Raw genomic sequence first — 17,116 nt, forward strand, 5'->3', positions numbered from 1 at the left:
CTCGAAGATCGATTACGGTCGACCGAGGGGGATTCGATGGCCGACATCCAGGTGCACCCACCGACGCTGCGTCAGGCGTCCGGCGCGCTCCAGACCACGGCTGCCCAGACGGCCGCGGCCCCGGGGCACTGGCTGGACGCGAGCTTCACCGCAGCCGGCGACCTGAGCGGGTGGGAGTCCGGTGCGGCGCTGAACGACTGCGCCCAGGGCTGGCAGGCCCACATCGTCTCGGTGACGCAGCAACTGCAGACCTACGCCGATCAGCTGCACGCCTCCGCGGACTCCTATGACGCGGTCAACCAGGAAGCGGCGCGACGCTTCCAGCAGGCGCTCGCCGACCTCAACGCGAAGGGGCAGTGAGCGTGGACATCGCGAGCCTCAAGCAGGCGAACAGCATCAACCTCAAGGCTGCCGCCGACGGCTGGACAGCGCTGGCCAAGGAGTGCTGGCAAGCCGTCAACGACATCCATGACAACGGCGTGAACCCGGTCAAGCAGAACTGGCAGGACCGGGTCGGCCGGCTCGCGGGCCCGAAGCTCGCGCAGCAGGCCGACATCCTGGAGGCCGGTGCCGACATCATGCGCGGGGTGGCGATGGTGCTCGACGGTCTCACCGCCGAGGTCATCCGGGCCAAGACGACCCTGGTCAACGCCTTCGCCATGGCTTCGTCACACGGCTTCACCATCGACGAGGCAGCCGGGCAGGTGCGCTCCGACGCCGTCAGCAGCGCGCCCGACGCGGCCGATGCGGTGCGCGAGATCAACGCACTCCTGCAGGAGGCGCTGCGCGAGGCCACCCAGGCGGATCAGAAGGCCGCGGCCGAACTGCGCAAGCTCGCCGGGGCAACCTGTGAAACCAGTCCGAACAAGGCCCTCGACTCCCTCCAGGGCGAGGCGTCCCAGACCGAACTGGACATGTACAACGGGGGCATCCCCAGCGGTGACGACCCGAAGCTGGTCGCCGACTGGTGGAACGGCCTCGACATCGACCAGCAGCAGCAGTTGGAACTGTCCAGCCCGGTCGCACTGGCCAATCTCAACGGCATCCCCGACGACGTCAAGCAGAACCTGCGCGGCGGCCCGGGGGCCAAGTACGACCGGGTGAAGGTCGTCCAGTGGGCGCTGGACCACTGGAACGACGACAGCAGCGACATGGACAGCGACAACTGCACCAACTTCGCCTCCGAGGCGCTCCACCAGGGCGGTGTCCAGTACAAGGGGTGGAACACCCTGGACGACAGCGGCTGGTTCCGCGGTGGCACGGACGACTCCGGGTTCGGCCTGGACGCGATCCTGCCCCAGCACACCCACGCCTGGGGCGGGGCCCAGAACATGCACGACTTCATGATGGCGCACGGCGGCCAGGAGATCCCGCCCGACGCGGTGAAGCCCGGCGACCTCGTCTACTACGAGGAGGACTCGGACCAGGACACCCAGGACCACAAGGGCGCGATCCACCACACCGCGGTCGTGACCGCGGTCACCCCCGACGGCGACATCCGTTACACGCAGCACAGCGGCGACATGAAGAACGGCAGCATCAACGGCCGCATCGACGCCTTCCAAGAGGGACGAGGTCACCAGAAGCTGCACTTCGTCCGGGTGAATCCGGACTGGTACTGACATGACCGACCGACAGCCCTCACCAGCGATCGACGAAGCCGCCCCAACGGCGCCACCGGCCCCCACCTGGTGGCGCTGGACGGCGCGGACCGCCCTCCTGGCGGCTCCGCTGGGCCTGCTGAGCGCCTTCAGCGCCACCTGGGCCGACCAGCGCTACGTGATCCACGTGCTGGCGTCCTGCGTCAACAGCCCGGGCATGCCGGCACTGGGACAGGTAGCGACCTGGGCCGCTCCCGCGATCGGCCTCTCCACCACGGTGACCGCCGCCCTGCTCCTCAGGTCCGCGACCCGGGCCGGACGCCGGGTGGCCGGACGGCTGGATCCGTTGCTGGCCTTGCTGCTCTTCCTCGCCCCGCTGCTCCTGCTGGTCGAGGTGGCCTGCTGCTGGAAGGTGCAGCCTGACCTGGCGCCCCGGCCCCACCACTGCGAAGGGGTCGCAGCACTGCACGACCGGCGCTGAGGGGGATCAGCGGCTGCGGCACCGACACCGGACCGGGCCGCCGGAGGTCAGCCGCGCACGTGCAGCCCGAAACCCGTGCGGCCCGTGGGCTCGAGGCCCTCCCTCAGTTGCAGCGAGGGGATCTCGTAGTCGCCGAAGTTCTGCCGCCGGAACGCGATCGGCTCGGTGGTTTCCAGGGTGAGCAGGCGCTGCTCCCAGGCCTTGGCGGCGTCCGCGTAGTCCTCGCCGGTCATCCGGTCGGTGCCGTGCAGCAGGAACGGCGGCAGCACCTCGATGCCCGGGTAGTAGAGGATGCCGTGCTGGATGGGGAAGAGCAGGTCCTCGATGGGGCCGTTGATCCCGCGGGCGGCGTAGTGCGACTCCGGGCCGCCGGTGGTCACCGACAACAGGGCCTTCCTGCCCGCGAGGGTGCCTTCGCCGAAGCGCTCGCCGTACTTGGTGTCGCTGTGCTCGCCGACGCCGTAGGCGAAGTGGTAGGTGAACACCCGGTCCACCCAGCCCTTGAGGATCGCGGGCATCGTGTACCACCACAGCGGGAACTGGAAGATGATCGTGTCGGCCCAGAGCAGTTTCTCCTGCTCGGCCCGGACGTCGGCGGTGAGCGTCCCGGCGTCGAACGCCCGGCCCGAGTCCACGGCGACCTTCAGCGGGCTCGACGCCTCGGGGCCGTAGTCCGCGGCGTCCACGACCGCCTTCCAGTTCATCGCGTAGAGGTCGCTCACCCGCACCTCGTGCCCGGCGGCCTCCAGGGTGGAGACCGCGAGGTCCTTCAGTGAGCCGTTGAGCGACATCGGCTCCGGGTGGGCGTAGACGATCAGCGTCTTCATCGGAACTCCTTCGGATCGGATGCCTCCGATCCTGGACGCCGCGGCGCCCGGCGTTCAGGGGCCCCCCTTCCGTCGGACGGGACTTCCTGGTAACGGCAGGACCACCCTCGCGGGCGCCGACCGAGGCCATACTGACGGCATGGACGATCTCGCGGGCTTCCTGCGGACCCGGCGCTCCCGGGTCGACCCGGCCGCCGTCGGCATCCCCGCCGACAGCCGCCGCCGGGTCGAGGGGCTGCGCCGCGAAGAGGTCGCGCACCTGTCCGGGGTCAGCGTCGACTACTACGTGCGCCTGGAGCAGGGGCGCGCGACCCAGCCCTCAGAGCAGGTCGTCGACGCGCTCGCCCGCGTGCTCGGCCTCGACGAGACCGAACGCGGGCACCTCGACCGGCTCGCCCGGCAGCGGCGCCGCCGGGCGAAGGCGCCGGGCGGGCGGATCCGGCCGGAGCTGCTGCGCGTCCTCGGCCTGGTCACCGACGCACCCGCGCTGATCACGGACCACCGCATGGACGTGCTCGCCGGGAACCGCCTCGCCGGGCTCCTCTACGGCCGGCCGATCCCGGGCCTGAACACCGCCCGGCACATCTTCCTCGAGGAGGCCGAGCGCGGCCTCTACGCGGACTGGGAGAACTGCACCCTCGATGTGGTCGGGCACCTGCGGCTGGCCGCCGGCAAGTACCCCGACGACCCCCGCCTGGCCTCGCTCATCGGCGAGTTGGCGATGGGCAGCGAGCGGTTCCGCGTCCTCTGGGCCCGCGCGGACGTGCGCGCCCGCACCCATGGGCGCAAGGCGTACCGGCACCCGCTGGTCGGGCTGCTGGAACTGCACCATGAGAACTTCGCCCTGCCGGACGAATCGGGCATGGAGCTGCTGGTGCTGTCCGCGGCCCCCGGCAGCCCGGCTGAGGACGGGCTGCGCCTGCTCGCCGGCCTGGGCGCCGGCCTCGGCGCGGACGGCCCTGACGGGCATCCCGGTAGCACCGCCTGACCACCGCGAGCCGGCACCCGGGCGGGCCGTAGGGGCGGGCCGTACGGGCGGGCCCGGTGGCTGACCAGGCACTGCCGGACCGCCCTGGGGTGCAACGCGAGCGGCCGTTCGCGGCGTTGTAGGGAAGTGAGGCGATCCGCCATGGACGCCTTGAATCCTTTCCAGGGAGTCTTCTTGATATCTCGTCACTTCGGGTTCGTCGCCGCCGGTGTGGCCAGTGCGGCCCTCACCCTGACCGCGCTCGGCGCCACCACCGCGTCGGCGGCGCCGTCGGCGGCCGACTGCGGGGGCAACGCGAACCACATGCGGGTCGTGCAGGCCATCGACGTGAGTGCTTCCGGCAAGTCGCTGATCGGCCAGAACACCAAGTTCGACCCGTGCGGCTACGACGATGGCGTGTTCATTCCGGTGGGCAAGCCCAAGAACTTCAAGTTCGCCCGCGGCGCCAAGGCCTTCCTGCTCAACCGCGCCTCGGGTCAGGAGGTCAGTGTGGCCGACCTCCTGCAGCGCGTTCACCTCTGCAAGGGCAACCCCGGCGCCGTTCAGTATCCGGCCTCGTGCCGCAACCAGTACGTGATCACCGTCAACAGGAGCGGCGCGATCACCACCATCGCCCAGCGCTGGCGCCCCTGACGCCGTCCCCTGATCAGTTCGGCTGCGACGGCGGTCATCATGGAGCGCCGCCGCAGCCTCATCCCCGCACTCCGCTCGGAGCTGCGGCAGCAGTCAGAGCTGCCGCAGCAACATCCCCGGCCGCTCGACGCAGTCCGCGACGAACCGCAGGAACCCGCCCGAGGTGCCGCCGTCGCAGACCCGGTGGTCGAAGGTGAACGACAGCTGCGTGACCTGACGGACAGCCAACTCGCCGTCGTGCACCCATGGTTTGGCGACGATCCGGCCGACTCCGAGCATCGCCGCCTCGGGGTGGTTGATGATCGGCGTGGAGCCGTCGACGCCGAAGACGCCGTAGTTGTTCAGCGTGAAGGTGCCGCCGGTCAGCTCGGCCGGGGTGAGCGAACCGGCCCGCGCGGCGGCGGTCAACCGGCTGAGCTCAGCGCCGAGTTGCTCGGTACTGAGCAGCTGGGCGTCGCGCACCACCGGCACCACCAGGCCGCGCTCGCTCTGCGCCGCGAAGCCCAGGTGCACGGCGGAGTGCCGGCGCAGCGCCACCGCGCGGCCCTGTTCGTCCAGGTCCACGCCGGCGTTGAGCTCCGGGTAACGGGCCAGCGCGGCCACGCAGATCCGGCCCAGCAGGGCCAGCAGACTGACCTTGGGGGCGTCACCCTGGTTCATCTGGGCACGGACGGCGAGCAGTTCGGTCGCGTCGGCGTCCACCCAGCAGGTGGCGGCGGGGATCTCGTGGTGGCTGCGGGTGAGCTTCTCGGCCACCGTGCGGCGCAGGCCGCGCAGCGGGATCACCTCACCGGCGGCAGCAGCCGCGGCCACGGGAGCGGCCGCCGGGGCCGGAGCCTGCCCGGCCTGGATCGCGCGCTCCACGTCGGCGCGCATGATCAGCCCGTCCGGGCCACTTCCGGTGACCGCTGCCAGCTCGATGCCGTGCTCGCGGGCCAGTCGGCGCACCAGCGGGGAGATCACGGCGACCACGGCGGGCGCGGCGGCCGCAGGTGCCGCCGGTGCCACGGGCGCGGCTGCCGCCGGTGCCACGGGCGCGGCCGCCACGGGCTCCGGCGCGGCCGTGGTTGCGGCCGGTACTCCGACCCGGCGGCGGCGAGCACCCTTGCCGCCCTCCGCCACGCCGTACCCGACCAGCGGCCGCTCGGCCGGGGTCTCGGTCGGGGCGTCGGCCGCCGGCACCTCGGTGCCCGGCTCCGGTGCCACCGCCACCGTGACCAGCGGCTGCCCGACCGCGCGTTCCTCGCCGACCTCGCCGAACCGCGCGGTCACCACCCCGCCGTACGGGCAGGGCACCTCGACCACCGCCTTGGCGGTCTCCACCTCCACCACCGGCTGGTCGACGGCGATCACCTCGCCGACCTCGACCATCCAGCGCACCACCTCGGCACCGGTCAGTCCCTCGCCCAGGTCGGGCAGCGTGAACTCGCGCACGATCGGCATCACGGTCAGTCCTCCCACTGCAGCTTGGCGACCGCGTCCAGGATCCGGTCCACGCCCGGCAGGTGATGGTGCTCCAGCATCGGTGCCGGGTACGGGATGTCGAACCCGGTCACCCGCAGCACCGGCGCCGCCAGGTGGTGGAAGCACCGCTCGGAGACCCGGGCCGCGATCTCCGCGCCCATGCCGCCGAAGCCGGTGGACTCGTGCACCACCACGGCCCGGCCCACCGAGCGGACCACGTTCTCCACCGTGGCGTCGTCGAACGGCACCAGCGAGCGCAGGTCCAGCACCGCCAGGTCCCAGCCCTCCGCGACCGCCGCCTCGGCCGCCTCCAGGCAGACCGGCAGCGACGGACCGTAGGTGATCAGCACCGCCGAGCGGCCCGGCCGGCGCAGCACCGCCCGGCCGATCGGCTCCACCGCGCCGGTGGTGTCCAGGTCGGCCTTGGACCAGTAGAGCCGCTTGGGCTCCAGGAAGACCACCGGGTCGTCGGAGGCGATCGAGGCGCGCAGCAGGCCGTAGGCATCCGCGGCGGTGGCCGGGGTGACCACGTGCAGGCCGGGGGTGGCGACGTAGTACGCCTCGGAGGAGTCGCTGTGGTGCTCCACCCCGCCGATGCCGCCGCCGTAGGGGATCCGCACGGTGATCGGCAGCGGCAGCCGGCCGGCCGTGCGGTTGCGCATCTTGGCCACGTGGGAGATCAGCTGCTCCATCGCCGGGTAGGCGAACGCGTCGAACTGCATCTCCACCACCGGACGCAGGCCGTACATGGCCATCCCGATCGCGGTGCCCAGGATGCCGGCCTCGGCCAGCGGGGTGTCCAGGCAGCGCTGCTCGCCGAACTCGGCGGCCAGGCCGTCGGTGATCCGGAACACGCCGCCGAGCCGGCCGACGTCCTCGCCGAGCAGGTGGACCGAGGCGTCCTCGCGCATCGCGTCGCGCAGTGCGGTGTTGAGCGCCTGGGCCATGGTGACGGTACGGGTCGGGGTCATGGTTGTCACCGCTCGGCCTCCGCGGCCAGCTCGGCCGCCAACTGGTGCTGCTGCTCCAGGAGTTGCGGGGTGGGGTGGGCGTAGACATGCTGGAAGAGGGACATCGGGTCGAGCACCGGCTCGGCGTGGAACTCGGCGCGCATCCGGGCCGCCAGGGTCTCGGCCGCCTCGCTCGCCTCGGCCGCGGCCGCGTCGTCCAGCAGGCCGAGGTCGCGCAGTCGGCGCTCCATCAGCAGCAGCGGATCGTGCTCCTGCCAGGCCGTCACCTCGTCCGAGCCGCGGTAGCGGGTGGCGTCGTCGGCGTTGGTGTGGGCGTCCAGGCGGTAGGTCAGCGCCTCCACCAGGGTCGGGCCGCCGCCGGTGCGGGCCTGCTCCATGGCCTCGGCCAGCACCTGGTGCACCGCCACCACGTCGTTGCCGTCCACCAGGCGGCCGCGCATGCCGTAGCCGACCGCCTTGTGCGCCAGGCTGGGCGCGGCGGACTGCTTGGCCAGCGGCACCGAGATGGCGTAGCCGTTGTTCTGCACCAGGAAGACCACCGGGGCGTTCAGCACGGCTGCGAAGTTCAGCGCCTCGTGGAAGTCGCCCTCGCTGGTGCCGCCGTCGCCCATCATGGCCAGCGCCACCACCGGGTCGCCGGCCAGCCGGGCCGCGTGCGCCAGGCCCACCGCGTGCGGCGCCTGGGTGGCCAGCGGGGTGCAGAGCGGCGCGGTGCGGGTGGCCAGCGGGTCGTAGCCGGTGTGCGCGTTGCCGCGCAGCAGGGTCAGCGCCTCCAGCGGGTCGACGCCGCGGCCGACCACCGCGAGGGTGTCCCGGTAGCTGGGGAACAGCCAGTCGTCCTGCCGCAGCACCATGGCGGCCGCCACCTGGCAGGCCTCCTGGCCGGTCGAGGACGGGTAGACCGCCAGCCGGCCCTGCCTGGTCAGGGTGGTGGCCTGCTGGTTGTAGCGGCGGCCCACCACCAGGCGCCGGTAGAGGTCCAGCAGCAGGGCCGGGTCCTGGTCCTTGAGCTCGTCGGTGCCGAGCATCCGGACGGGTGACGGGTCCGGCAGGAGGGGCGCCGGGTCGGTCCGCGGTGCGGTCGCACCGGGGAGCCAGCTGGGCACCGGCGCGGTCGGCCGGTGTTCGAGAACGGGCATCGGGCACCTCCAAAGGGTGGGGAGGGCAGCAGGGCGCAGCGGGGGATTGCCTCCCAACCGATTGTTCGGTTGTCTTTTCATTGTGGCCACAGCACGGTGAAGGTGCTGGACAATCGGCCTGCTCGGCAGTCTGCTGAAAGCAGCACGTCCATCATCGGAGGGCTGGGGGACATGAGCACTGAACAAATGGTCGGACCGGGTGGCGCCCGACCGGTGCTGCCCGTGCCGTCGCCGGCCGGCGGCTCGCCGGCCGGACCGCCGTCGGCCGGACCGCCGTCGGCGGTCGAACGCGGCCTGGACCGGGTGGACCGCTCGATCCTGCGGCTGCTCCAGCAGGACGGCCGGGCCTCGGTGCGCTCGGTGGCCGAGCGGGTGCACGTCTCCCGGGCCAACGCCTACGCCCGGATCGCCCGGATGATGGAGGACGGGGTGATCCGCGGCTTCACCGCACGGGTCGACCACGAACGGGCCGGACTGAGCGCCTGCGCCTACGTCACCCTGAAGATCGTGCAGAACTCCTGGCGGACCGTGCGGGAGCGGCTGCTCGACCTGCCCGGGGTCGCGCACATCGCGCTGGTCGGCGGGGAGTTCGACGTGCTGCTGCTGGTGCACACGGCCGACAACCGCGAGCTGCGGGAACTGGTGCTCAACAGCATCCAGTCGATCCCGGACGTGCTCTCCACCCAGACCCTGCTGGTCTTCGAGGAGACCGACCGGGTGCCGCCGGCGTGACTCCCGGCGGGTCCGGACCGGCAGGCCGCCCGCGCGGCACCCGGTCCGGCCCGCAAGCCGTCGGCGCCGGCCAGGCCCGGAAGCCTCCGCGCCGAGCAAGGACGCAAGCCGTCCGCGCAGGGCGGGCCGGCAAGCCGTCGGCTCCGGTCAGGCCCGCAGGCCGTCGAAGGCCAGCCGGACCACGGCGTCCGCGATGCCGTCGGTGCCGCCGTGGTCCGGGCGGTACCACTCCACGATCGAGTTGATCATGCCGAAGAGCAGCCGGGTCGCCAGCCGCGGCTCCACGTCAGCCCGCAGCTCGCCGGCCGCCACCGCGTCCCGCAGCAGCTCGGCCACCCGGTGGTCGAAGTCCCGCCGCCGCTCCAGCGCCCACAGCTCCGTCCCGGTGTTGCCGCGCACCCGCAGCAGCAGCGTCACGTAGGGCAGCTCGGTGAGCAGCACCTCGGCCGTCCGCCGCACCACGTGCTCCAGCCGGTCGACCGGGCGGCCCTGCGCGGACTCCGGCTCGTCGAGGATGCCGAACAGCCCGTCCAGCGCCCGGCCCACCGCGAGCCGCAGCAGCTCCTCCTTGCCGCGCACGTGGTGGTAGATCGAGGACTTGGAGATCCCGGCCGCCCGCGACAGGTCCTCCATCGAAGTGCCGTCGTAGCCGCGGTCGTTGAAGACCTGCACGGTGACCGCGAGCAAGGAGTCGACGGTGTAGGTGGTGCGGGTGGGGTTCTCGGCCATGCTCCGAGTATCCACGGCGCGCGGTCGGATCCGGCGCGGGGGCTGTTGACCCGACCGATCGTTCGGTTACGCTGAGGAGGGTCAGCCCCTTCCTGTCTTCCGAGGAGCGCCGCATGGCCCCCGTCGACGAACTGATCGAGCGTCACCAGGACACCCTCTCCCGGGCGCTGACCGCGCTCGCCGAGCGGGACTACTGGTCCCCGTACCCGGAGATCCTCAAGGCCTACGGCGAAACCGGCGCCGCCGACGGCAAGGCCGCCTTCGAGGCGCTGCTCGGCACGCCCTTCGCGCTGCCCGGCCACCCGGAGTCCGGCGAGACGGCCGGCTCCGAGGTCTCGCCGTACGGCGTCGAGCTGAACATCGGCTACCCGCGCGCCGACGTGGACGCCCTGCTCACCGCCGCCGCGGCCGCCCGCCCCGGCTGGGCCGCCGCCTCGCCGGCCGCCCGGGCGGCGGTCTGCCTGGAGATCCTGGCCCGGATCAACGCGCGCTCGCACGAGATGGCCCAGGCCGTGATGCACACCACCGGCCAGGCCTACGCGATGGCGTTCCAGGCCGGTGGCCCGCACGCCCAGGACCGCGGCCTGGAGGCGGTCGCCTACGCCTACGCCGAGCAGACCAAGCTGCCCGGCACCGCCTCCTGGACCAAGCCGCAGGGCAAGCGCGACCCGCTGAAGCTCAGCAAGGACTTCATCACCGTGCCGCGCGGCACCGCGCTGGTGATCGGCTGCAACACCTTCCCGACCTGGAACGGCTACCCCGGGCTGTTCGCCTCGCTGGCCACCGGCAACCCGGTGGTGGTCAAGCCGCACCCGCGCGCCGTGCTGCCGCTGGCGCTCACCGTGCGGATCGCCCGGGAGGTGCTGACCGAGGCCGGCTTCGACCCCGACCTGGTCACGCTGGCCGTCGAGCGGGACGGGCAGGGCATCGCCAAGGCCCTCGCCGTCCACCCCGACGTGCGGATCATCGACTACACCGGCTCCACCGAGTTCGGCACCTGGCTGGAGGAGAACGCGAAGCAGGCCCTCGTCTACACCGAGAAGGCCGGCGTCAACACCGTCGTCATCGACTCCACCGACGACTACAAGGGGATGCTGAACAACCTGGCCTTCGCCCTCTCGCTCTACACCGGCCAGATGTGCACCACCCCGCAGAACCTGCTCATCCCGCGCACCGGCATCACCACCGACCAGGGCCCCAAGGCCTACGACGACGTGGTGGCCGACCTGGCCCGCGCCATCGAGGGCCTGCTCGGCGACGACGCCCGGGCCACCGCGATCCTCGGCGCCGTGGTCAACCCGGCCGTGCTGCAGCGCAGCGCGGCGGCGGCCGGCGGCGAGTACGGCGACCTGGCGCTGGCGCCCCGGGTGATCGAGCACCCGGAGTTCCCCGGCGCCACGGTGCGCACCCCCGCCCTGGTCAAGGTCGAGGCGCACAAGCCGGACGACCGTTCGCACTTCCTGACCGAGTGCTTCGGCCCGGTCTACTTCGCGGTGGCCACCGAGTCCACCGCCGACGCCGTCGACCTGCTGCGCCAGAGCGTCAGCGAGCACGGCGCGATGACCGCCACCGGCTACACCACCTCCGCCGAGGTCGAGCAGGCCATGATCCAGGCCTGCCTGGACAGCGGCGTCTGCCTCTCCCTCAACCTGACCGGCGGGGTCTACCCCAACCAGACCGCCGCCTTCTCGGACCTCCACGGCACCGGCGCCAACCCTGCCGCCAACGCCGCCTACACCGACGCCGCCTTCGTGGCCAACCGCTTCCGCGTCATCGAGGTCCGCCGCCCGGCCTGATCCCCGTCCCGCCCCCGAACAGCGGCCCGCCCGGCTGACCACCACGCCGGGCGGGCCGCTCAGCTGCGCGTGCCTCCGGGCGCCGGCGCCACGCCCGGTGCTCCCACGGGTCCGGGGGTGACCGCGCCGGTGCGGGCGAGTGAGCTCACCCGATCAGCGCCGCACTACCCGATGAGCGCGGCGTGGCCGTCGATGATCATCTGCAGGGTGCGGTCGTACCGGCGCTCGGAGTCGAGGCCGGCACCGGTCGTGTAGGCCCGGGCGACGTGCGGATAGGCCGTGACGTCCGGGGCGGCGGTGTCATCGGCGTCGGCACCCGGCGTCCGGCCGACCTCGGCCAGGGTGTGGCCGATGGTGAACACGACCGCCGCGTTGAGCACGTCCATGGCCAGGTCCAGCGGCACGTCCTGCGCGCACAGGGCGGCCAGCCCGTCCTCCAGGATCCGCAGGGCGGCCGGCGAGGCGGCCGGCCGGGTGGCGATGACCGCCAGCGTGCCGGGGTGCCGGCGCAGCACCGTGCGCAGGGCAGTGGCGGTGTTCCGGACGGTCTCGGGCCAGGGGACCGGCGAGTCGAGCGGACCCGCCTCGGCGATCGCCCACTGTAGGATCCGCTCCACCATGCCGTCGAGCAGCGCGGCCTTGTTCGGGACGTAGTAGTAGAGCGTCATGCCCTCCACCCCGAGCGCGGTGCCCAGCTTGCGCGTCGACAGGGCGGCCGGCCCGTGCTCGTCGACGAAGGCGATCGCCGCGTCGAGGACCTTCTCCCTGGTCAGCCCGGAACGCGGGCGGGAACGCCGATTGGCCATGGGTACCCCCTTGCTGTTTCTTGCACTGTAAGACAATCTTGGTCCCAGCAAGTTCTTACGGCGTAAGAAAAAGCCGGCGGCGGGGAGCGCCACCGGGGAGGGGGCGAGAACCATGAAGATCGTCGCGGTGATGGTCCGGCGGCTGAACGAGGGCGTGGACTACGAGCGGTTCCGCGCGGCCTGGCTTCCCGACGAGGTCGTCCCCGGCGATCCGCGGGTGGTGCTCAGCGCGACCAACCTGGAGGACCCCCGGGAGCTGTGCACCCTCGCCATCGTGGAGGACGTCGAGCCCGAGGACATCCCGCTCTGGATGGAGCGCATCGCCCCCGTCGAGGAGCGGCGCTACGAGCGCATCAAGCACCTGGTCAGCGAACCGACGGTCAACGCCGTCTACCGCGTGCTGGCCCGGGACGCCCTCGGCGAGCCGATCCCGGCCTGACCCGTTCGCCCGGCGCGGCGGTGACCGCCCGGACGACGCACCGGTGGCCCGCCGCTCATGCCGCCCCCGTGCGGAACACCGGCCAGCCGATCTCGGTGCGCCAGCGGGTGCTGTCCGCGGTGTCGCGGGGGCCGACCAGGTAGTGCTCGCGGATCGGGCCGTCGACCGGCAGGGCGTGGCGGGCCACGTGGGTGGCGAGCACCCCGTACGTCCGGGCGGTGTCGACGGGCGGGCCGGCGTGGACGATGACGGCCAGGTCGACCGCGGGCAGCGTGCCGGGCGTGGCCCGGCCCAGCGGCCGGACGGGGGTCGCGCACGGCAGGTAGGCGGTGACGGAGCCGCGGTGCTCGGCGAAGAAGTCGTCGCCGTAGACCCCGCCGGGCGGCCCGTCCGGCGTCGCACCCTGGGCGGCCAGCAGACCGTGGAGCTCGCCCAGGGCGCCCTGGAGCCAGAGGCAGGCGTCTTCGGCGGCCACCGTCTCGGTGATCGCCAGCACCGGGGTGTCCGGCACGCCGCGCAGCTCCAACTCGGCTTCGGCGGCGGGCGCGAGCAAGTCCCGCAGGGCCTCGACGGCAGCCTGCGCGCGGGCCGACTCGGCTTCCATCCGCGCCAGATGAGCGGTCAGCCGGTCGTTGCGGGCGGCCAGGTCGGGCGCGATCAGCAGCGCCCGGACCTCCTCCAGCGGCATGTCCAGCTCCCGCAGCCGGCGGATCACCCGCGCCGTGCCGATCTGCTCCACCTCGTACCGCCGGTAGCCCGTCGCCCGGTCCACGGCGGCCGGCTCCAGCAGCCCCGACTGGTGGTAGTGCCGCAGCGTCTTGACGGTCAGGTGGGTCGCCCGGGAGAAGTCGCCGATCGAGAGGTAGCTCGCCATGGGTCCCATTCTGTGGGTCTCCCCCCGAGGGAGGGTTTCCCCGGCCCACCGCCCTTGCCCCTCCCGCCGCCGCAGCACCGAGCCTTTCGCCAGGCAACCGAAGCCCGAAGCGAACGGAGCACGCCCCATGACCACGACCCCGCTCGACCTGGAGCTCACCGAGGCCGAGATCGCCGACCTGGTGGCCCGCTACCTCGCCGTCTGGACCGAGCCCGACGCCGCCCGGCGCGCCGTCGCCGTGGCCGGGCTCTGGGCCCCCGGCGCGATCCATCTGGCCGACGCGGGCGCCCGGTTCAGCGGCCTCGCCGAGTTGGAGCAGCGGGTCTCGCACGCGTACCGGCAGTTCGCCGGCGCCTTCACCGTCACCGCCGCCGACGACGCCCGCGGCCACCACGACTGCGTGGTCTTCACCATCCGGCTGGAGGCGGCCGGCGAGGTCGCCTGGGCGGCCCGGGCCGTCCTCCAGCTCGACGAGAACGGCCGGATCCGCCGCGACTACCACTTCACCGTCAAGCAACCGGCGCAGTAGCACCCCTCACCGGGCCCGTGGCCGGCCGTCACCTCGAAAGGGTGCCGACCGGCGGTGGTGCGGCACAGTGCCGAACCGGCCCGTGGGGGTGGCAAGCTGAGAGCGGGCCGGGAACGGCCCGCCGCAGCTTGCCCTTTCGAGAGTCGGGGAGATCGCATGACCAGTACGGTGTCGGAGTCCGAGGTCGCGGTGGTCGGTGCCGGGCCCACCGGTCTGCTGCTGGCCGGGGATCTGGCGACCGCGGGCGTCAGGGTGGTGGTGCTGGAGAAGCGCGCCGCGGAGTCCAACCTGACCCGGGCGTTCGCCGTGCACGCCCGCTCCCTGGAGCAGTTGGACGCCCGGGGGCTGGCCGAGGAGCTGATCGCCACCGGTACCCCCGTCACCCGGCTGCGGCTGTTCAACTCCCTGGAGCTGGACCTCGGTCGGCTGCCCAGCCGGTTCCCGTTCGTGCTGATGACCCCGCAGTCGCACACCGAACGGCTGCTCGAGGAGCGGGCGTTGAAGGCCGGCGCGGTGCTGCTGCGGGGCCACCGGGTGACCGGCCTGCGGCAGGACGCCGACGGGGTGACGCTGCAGGCGCAGACCGCCGACGGCACGGTGACCCACCGCACCCGCTACGTGGTGGGGGCCGACGGGGTGCACAGCTCGGTGCGCGAGCTGGTCGGCATCCCGTTCCCCGGCGAGTCGGTGGTCAACTCGGTGGTGCTGGCCGACGTCCGGCTGGAGCGGGCGCCGGACGAGCTGATGACGGTCGGCGCCACCGCTGACGGCTTCGCCTTCATGGTGCCCTTCGGGGACGGCTGGTACCGGGTGATCGCCTGGGACCGCCACCACCAGTTCCCGGACGACGCACCGGTGGCGCTGGACGAACTGGCCGAACTGACCCGTCGGACGCTGGGTGAGGACTACGGGCTGCACGACGCCCGCTGGCTGTCCCGGTTCCACAGCGACGAACGCCAGGCGCCGCGCTACCGGGACGGCCGGGTGCTGCTCGCCGGCGACGCCGCGCACTGCCACTCCCCGGCGGGTGGGATGGGCATGAACACCGGGCTGCAGGACGCCGCCAACCTCGGCTGGAAGCTGGCCGCGGTGGTCCGGGGCCACTCGCCGGAGAGCCTGCTGGACAGCTACCAGGACGAGCGGCACCCGGTCGGCAAGCTGGTGCTGCGGCTGTCCGGCGGGCTGATCCGGATGGCGCTGGCGCAGTCCGGCGCGGTGCGGGCCGTGCGCTCGGTGGTCGGCGGGCTGGGCGGGGTGGTCAACCCGCTGGTGGCGCGCGGTGCCCGGATGGTCTCCGGGATCGGGATCCACTACCGCGCCGAGCCCGGCTCGCACCCGCTGGCCGGCCGGCGGGTGCCGGACCTGCGGCTGGCCCAGGACGCCCCCGGCGCCCCGGCCCGGCTCCACGAGGCCCTGCGGAGCGGGAAGTTCGTGCTGGTGACCGCCGACGAGCGGGCACCGGGCTCGGTCTTCAGCGGGCTGCAGCCGGAGGTCACGGCGCCCTGGCAGGGGCGGCTGGTGCACGCGGCCCCGGCCGACCCGCACGGCAAGCTGCGGGCCACCGTGCTGCTGGTGCGGCCGGACGGCTACGCGGCCTGGGCGGCGGCCGACCCCAGCCGGGAGGAGCTGCGCCGGGCCCTGGTGCGATGGGTGGGCGAGCCCGCCGAGCAGTGAGCCGGCCCCCCGCCCGGCCCGCCGAGCAGTGCGCCGGCCACCCGCCCAGCCCGCCGAGCAGTGCGCCGGCCACCCGCCCAGCCCGCCGAGCAGTGAGCCGGCCCCCCGCCCGGCCCGCCGAGCAGTGCGCCGGCCACCCGCCGGCCACGGCTACCAGTGAGCCGTCCCGGCGGCGGCCGGCAGCGAGCTGACCACGGCTCAGCCCGACGACGGCGCTGTGCGACCATACGTCGATATGAAGCGCTTCGACCGCCTGCGCCAGATCCGCCGCCTCGACCCGGAGCGGGACTACCTGGAGATCTACCGGCTCTGCTCGGCCTACGAGTTCCCGTGGGACCACACCAGGGCACTGGAGCTGGCGCTCTACCGCACCTACGCGGTGCCGAGCATCGGGCGGCTGCTGGACCGGACGGCCGAGCTGACCGACCGCTCCCAGAAGCGCTACGACGACACCTCGCTGCTGCTGGGCGCGGTGGTGGAGCACGGCTTCGAGAGCCCGCGCGGCCGGATGGCGATCCGTCGGATCAACCAGATGCACCAGCGCTACGACATCAGCAACGAGGACATGCGCTACGTGCTCTGCACCTTCGTGGTGATGCCCAAGCGGTGGATCGCCGAGTACGGCTGGCGGCGGCTCAGCGAGCACGAGCTGCGGGCCACCGCCGCCTACTACCGCCGGCTCGGCGAGCTGATGGGCATCAAGGACATCCCGCGCACCCACCAGGAGTTCGAGGAGTGCCTGGACGCCTATGAGGCCGAGCACTTCGGCTGGGACGAGGGGGCCCGGCGGGTCTCCGACGCCACGCTGGCGCTGATGGCCTCCTGGTACCCGGCACCGCTGCGCTCCGCGGCCACGGCGGCCGCCCGGGCGCTGCTCGACGAGCCGCTGCGCCGGGCCTTCCGGTACCCGGACCCGGCGCCGCTGACCGTCTCGCTGGTCTCCGGCGCACTGCGACTGCGGGCCCGCGTGGTGCGGGCGCTGCCGCCGCGCCGCCGACCGCACTGGAGCAGGCAGAACCCGGAGATCAAGAGCTACCGGGCCGGCTTCCGGATCCCCGAGCTCGGCACCTTCCCCGGTGCCGGGGCCGGGGGCGGCTGCCCGGTGCACCCGGCCGGCCCGGCGATCCCGGGAGGCCCGGCCGGCCCGGCGGCCCCGCAGGCCCCGGCAGCCCCGGCGGAATAGCCGCCCGCCGACCACCACCGGACGCTCCCGAACCACCGGCTCCCACCCGGAGCCGGCAGTCCGCTTGTCCATACCAATCCCATTCACTGTATGGAACCCGCTTCACACGGTTGAATTCGTGCGCTTCCACACTTGACTGTTATTTGTCAGTTCATTACCTGATCATTGCTCAATTCCCAGGAAATTTCTGGGATCTTCATCAGAAGCGTTTTCGACCCCACACGTAAGAACGTCTGCCGGCGCCCCACAG

18 protein-coding genes are annotated in these 17,116 nt (G+C 72.9%); 11 read left to right on the top strand and 7 right to left on the bottom strand.

Annotated features, from left to right (window positions below):
- Positions 1–36: 36 nt before the first annotated feature.
- Genes LN042_RS12860 through LN042_RS12870 form a run of 3 tightly spaced genes read left to right on the top strand, consistent with a single transcriptional unit; the run spans position 37 to position 2,082 of the window.
- The gene (locus tag LN042_RS12860) at positions 37–360 is read left to right on the top strand and encodes a hypothetical protein (protein WP_230051297.1); all 324 of its coding nucleotides are present in this window, start codon (positions 37–39) and stop codon (positions 358–360) included.
- A 2-nt stretch (positions 361–362) separates the two neighbouring features.
- Positions 363–1,622, top strand: coding sequence for an amidase domain-containing protein (locus LN042_RS37710; RefSeq protein ID WP_230051298.1), 1,260 nt, complete (start codon positions 363–365; stop codon positions 1,620–1,622).
- Between the two features lies 1 nt (position 1,623).
- Positions 1,624–2,082 (top strand): hypothetical protein, encoded by a 459-nt coding sequence (locus LN042_RS12870; protein WP_230051299.1) that lies wholly within the window; start codon positions 1,624–1,626, stop codon positions 2,080–2,082.
- A gap of 47 nt (positions 2,083–2,129) precedes the next feature.
- Here LN042_RS12870 and LN042_RS12875 read toward each other — a convergent pair whose 3' ends face one another.
- Positions 2,130–2,909 carry an NAD(P)H-dependent oxidoreductase gene (locus LN042_RS12875; protein WP_230051300.1) on the bottom strand — a complete coding sequence of 260 codons (780 nt, stop codon included), beginning with the start codon at positions 2,907–2,909 and terminating at the stop codon, positions 2,130–2,132.
- 139 nt (positions 2,910–3,048) lie between these two features.
- Between LN042_RS12875 and LN042_RS12880 the strand changes: the two genes are divergently transcribed.
- Together LN042_RS12880 and LN042_RS12885 are read left to right on the top strand one after the other, a co-directional pair.
- Positions 3,049–3,897, top strand: coding sequence for a helix-turn-helix transcriptional regulator (locus tag LN042_RS12880; RefSeq protein WP_230051301.1), 849 nt, complete (start codon positions 3,049–3,051; stop codon positions 3,895–3,897).
- Between the two features lie 141 nt (positions 3,898–4,038).
- Positions 4,039–4,530 carry a hypothetical protein gene (locus LN042_RS12885; RefSeq protein ID WP_230051302.1) on the top strand — a complete coding sequence of 164 codons (492 nt, stop codon included), beginning with the start codon at positions 4,039–4,041 and terminating at the stop codon, positions 4,528–4,530.
- A 93-nt stretch (positions 4,531–4,623) separates the two neighbouring features.
- On the opposite strand, the gene LN042_RS12890 is transcribed toward LN042_RS12885, so the two are convergent.
- From LN042_RS12890 to pdhA, 3 genes are read right to left on the bottom strand one after another with little or no spacing between them, the layout of a single operon-like run.
- Positions 4,624–5,973 (bottom strand): dihydrolipoamide acetyltransferase family protein, encoded by a 1,350-nt coding sequence (locus LN042_RS12890; RefSeq protein WP_230051303.1) that lies wholly within the window; start codon positions 5,971–5,973, stop codon positions 4,624–4,626.
- 5 nt (positions 5,974–5,978) lie between these two features.
- Complete coding sequence (locus tag LN042_RS12895; RefSeq protein WP_230051304.1) at positions 5,979–6,965, bottom strand: alpha-ketoacid dehydrogenase subunit beta; 987 nt, start codon at positions 6,963–6,965, stop codon at positions 5,979–5,981.
- 5 nt (positions 6,966–6,970) lie between these two features.
- Positions 6,971–8,104, bottom strand: a complete 1,134-nt coding sequence (gene pdhA / locus LN042_RS12900) for a pyruvate dehydrogenase (acetyl-transferring) E1 component subunit alpha (RefSeq protein WP_230051305.1) — start codon at positions 8,102–8,104, stop codon at positions 6,971–6,973.
- A 171-nt stretch (positions 8,105–8,275) separates the two neighbouring features.
- On the opposite strand from pdhA, the gene LN042_RS12905 reads away from it, so the two are divergent.
- The gene (locus LN042_RS12905) at positions 8,276–8,836 is read left to right on the top strand and encodes an Lrp/AsnC family transcriptional regulator (protein WP_230051306.1); all 561 of its coding nucleotides are present in this window, start codon (positions 8,276–8,278) and stop codon (positions 8,834–8,836) included.
- A gap of 147 nt (positions 8,837–8,983) precedes the next feature.
- On the opposite strand, the gene LN042_RS12910 is transcribed toward LN042_RS12905, so the two are convergent.
- Positions 8,984–9,565: a TetR/AcrR family transcriptional regulator gene (locus tag LN042_RS12910; RefSeq protein ID WP_230051307.1), complete on the bottom strand. Its 582-nt coding sequence runs from the start codon at positions 9,563–9,565 to the stop codon at positions 8,984–8,986.
- Positions 9,566–9,678: 113 nt separating this feature from the next.
- Here LN042_RS12910 and paaN point away from each other — a divergent pair, with 113 nt between their 5' ends.
- Positions 9,679–11,361 carry a phenylacetic acid degradation protein PaaN gene (gene paaN, locus LN042_RS12915; RefSeq protein WP_230051308.1) on the top strand — a complete coding sequence of 561 codons (1,683 nt, stop codon included), beginning with the start codon at positions 9,679–9,681 and terminating at the stop codon, positions 11,359–11,361.
- Positions 11,362–11,525: 164 nt separating this feature from the next.
- Here the strand turns inward: paaN and LN042_RS12920 are convergent, their stop codons facing one another.
- Positions 11,526–12,167, bottom strand: a complete 642-nt coding sequence (locus LN042_RS12920; protein ID WP_230051309.1) for a TetR/AcrR family transcriptional regulator C-terminal domain-containing protein — start codon at positions 12,165–12,167, stop codon at positions 11,526–11,528.
- 112 nt (positions 12,168–12,279) lie between these two features.
- Here LN042_RS12920 and LN042_RS12925 point away from each other — a divergent pair, with 112 nt between their 5' ends.
- Positions 12,280–12,606, top strand: a complete 327-nt coding sequence (locus LN042_RS12925; RefSeq protein ID WP_230051310.1) for a hypothetical protein — start codon at positions 12,280–12,282, stop codon at positions 12,604–12,606.
- Between the two features lie 55 nt (positions 12,607–12,661).
- Here LN042_RS12925 and LN042_RS12930 read toward each other — a convergent pair whose 3' ends face one another.
- Positions 12,662–13,480, bottom strand: a complete 819-nt coding sequence (locus LN042_RS12930) for a MerR family transcriptional regulator (RefSeq protein WP_230051311.1) — start codon at positions 13,478–13,480, stop codon at positions 12,662–12,664.
- Positions 13,481–13,607: 127 nt separating this feature from the next.
- On the opposite strand from LN042_RS12930, the gene LN042_RS12935 reads away from it, so the two are divergent.
- The 3 genes from LN042_RS12935 (at position 13,608) to LN042_RS12945 (ending at position 16,866) form a co-directional block, all read left to right on the top strand.
- Positions 13,608–14,009, top strand: a complete 402-nt coding sequence (locus LN042_RS12935) for a hypothetical protein (protein ID WP_230051312.1) — start codon at positions 13,608–13,610, stop codon at positions 14,007–14,009.
- A gap of 156 nt (positions 14,010–14,165) precedes the next feature.
- Positions 14,166–15,683: an FAD-dependent monooxygenase gene (locus LN042_RS12940; protein WP_230051313.1), complete on the top strand. Its 1,518-nt coding sequence runs from the start codon at positions 14,166–14,168 to the stop codon at positions 15,681–15,683.
- 235 nt (positions 15,684–15,918) lie between these two features.
- Positions 15,919–16,866, top strand: coding sequence for an oxygenase MpaB family protein (locus tag LN042_RS12945; RefSeq protein ID WP_230051314.1), 948 nt, complete (start codon positions 15,919–15,921; stop codon positions 16,864–16,866).
- The last annotated feature ends 250 nt before the right edge of the window (positions 16,867–17,116 follow it).

This window comes from Kitasatospora humi (genome assembly GCF_020907985.1).
GTDB classification, from domain to species: Bacteria; Actinomycetota; Actinomycetes; order Streptomycetales; family Streptomycetaceae; genus Kitasatospora; species Kitasatospora humi.

Bases quoted from the DNA above. Each gene is read 5' to 3' on its own strand.
- LN042_RS12860 (WP_230051297.1), top strand. From the start codon at position 37: ATGGCCGACATCCAGGTGCACCCACCGACGCTGCGTCAGGCGTCCGGC.
- LN042_RS12870 (WP_230051299.1), top strand. From the start codon at position 1,624: ATGACCGACCGACAGCCCTCACCAGCGATCGACGAAGCCGCCCCAACG.
- LN042_RS12875 (WP_230051300.1), bottom strand. From the start codon at position 2,909: ATGAAGACGCTGATCGTCTACGCCCACCCGGAGCCGATGTCGCTCAAC.
- LN042_RS12880 (WP_230051301.1), top strand. From the start codon at position 3,049: ATGGACGATCTCGCGGGCTTCCTGCGGACCCGGCGCTCCCGGGTCGAC.
- LN042_RS12885 (WP_230051302.1), top strand. From the start codon at position 4,039: ATGGACGCCTTGAATCCTTTCCAGGGAGTCTTCTTGATATCTCGTCAC.
- LN042_RS12890 (WP_230051303.1), bottom strand. From the start codon at position 5,973: ATGCCGATCGTGCGCGAGTTCACGCTGCCCGACCTGGGCGAGGGACTG.
- LN042_RS12895 (WP_230051304.1), bottom strand. From the start codon at position 6,965: ATGACCCCGACCCGTACCGTCACCATGGCCCAGGCGCTCAACACCGCA.
- pdhA (WP_230051305.1), bottom strand. From the start codon at position 8,104: ATGCCCGTTCTCGAACACCGGCCGACCGCGCCGGTGCCCAGCTGGCTC.
- LN042_RS12905 (WP_230051306.1), top strand. From the start codon at position 8,276: ATGAGCACTGAACAAATGGTCGGACCGGGTGGCGCCCGACCGGTGCTG.
- LN042_RS12910 (WP_230051307.1), bottom strand. From the start codon at position 9,565: ATGGCCGAGAACCCCACCCGCACCACCTACACCGTCGACTCCTTGCTC.
- paaN (WP_230051308.1), top strand. From the start codon at position 9,679: ATGGCCCCCGTCGACGAACTGATCGAGCGTCACCAGGACACCCTCTCC.
- LN042_RS12920 (WP_230051309.1), bottom strand. From the start codon at position 12,167: ATGGCCAATCGGCGTTCCCGCCCGCGTTCCGGGCTGACCAGGGAGAAG.
- LN042_RS12925 (WP_230051310.1), top strand. From the start codon at position 12,280: ATGAAGATCGTCGCGGTGATGGTCCGGCGGCTGAACGAGGGCGTGGAC.
- LN042_RS12930 (WP_230051311.1), bottom strand. From the start codon at position 13,480: ATGGCGAGCTACCTCTCGATCGGCGACTTCTCCCGGGCGACCCACCTG.
- LN042_RS12935 (WP_230051312.1), top strand. From the start codon at position 13,608: ATGACCACGACCCCGCTCGACCTGGAGCTCACCGAGGCCGAGATCGCC.
- LN042_RS12940 (WP_230051313.1), top strand. From the start codon at position 14,166: ATGACCAGTACGGTGTCGGAGTCCGAGGTCGCGGTGGTCGGTGCCGGG.
- LN042_RS12945 (WP_230051314.1), top strand. From the start codon at position 15,919: ATGAAGCGCTTCGACCGCCTGCGCCAGATCCGCCGCCTCGACCCGGAG.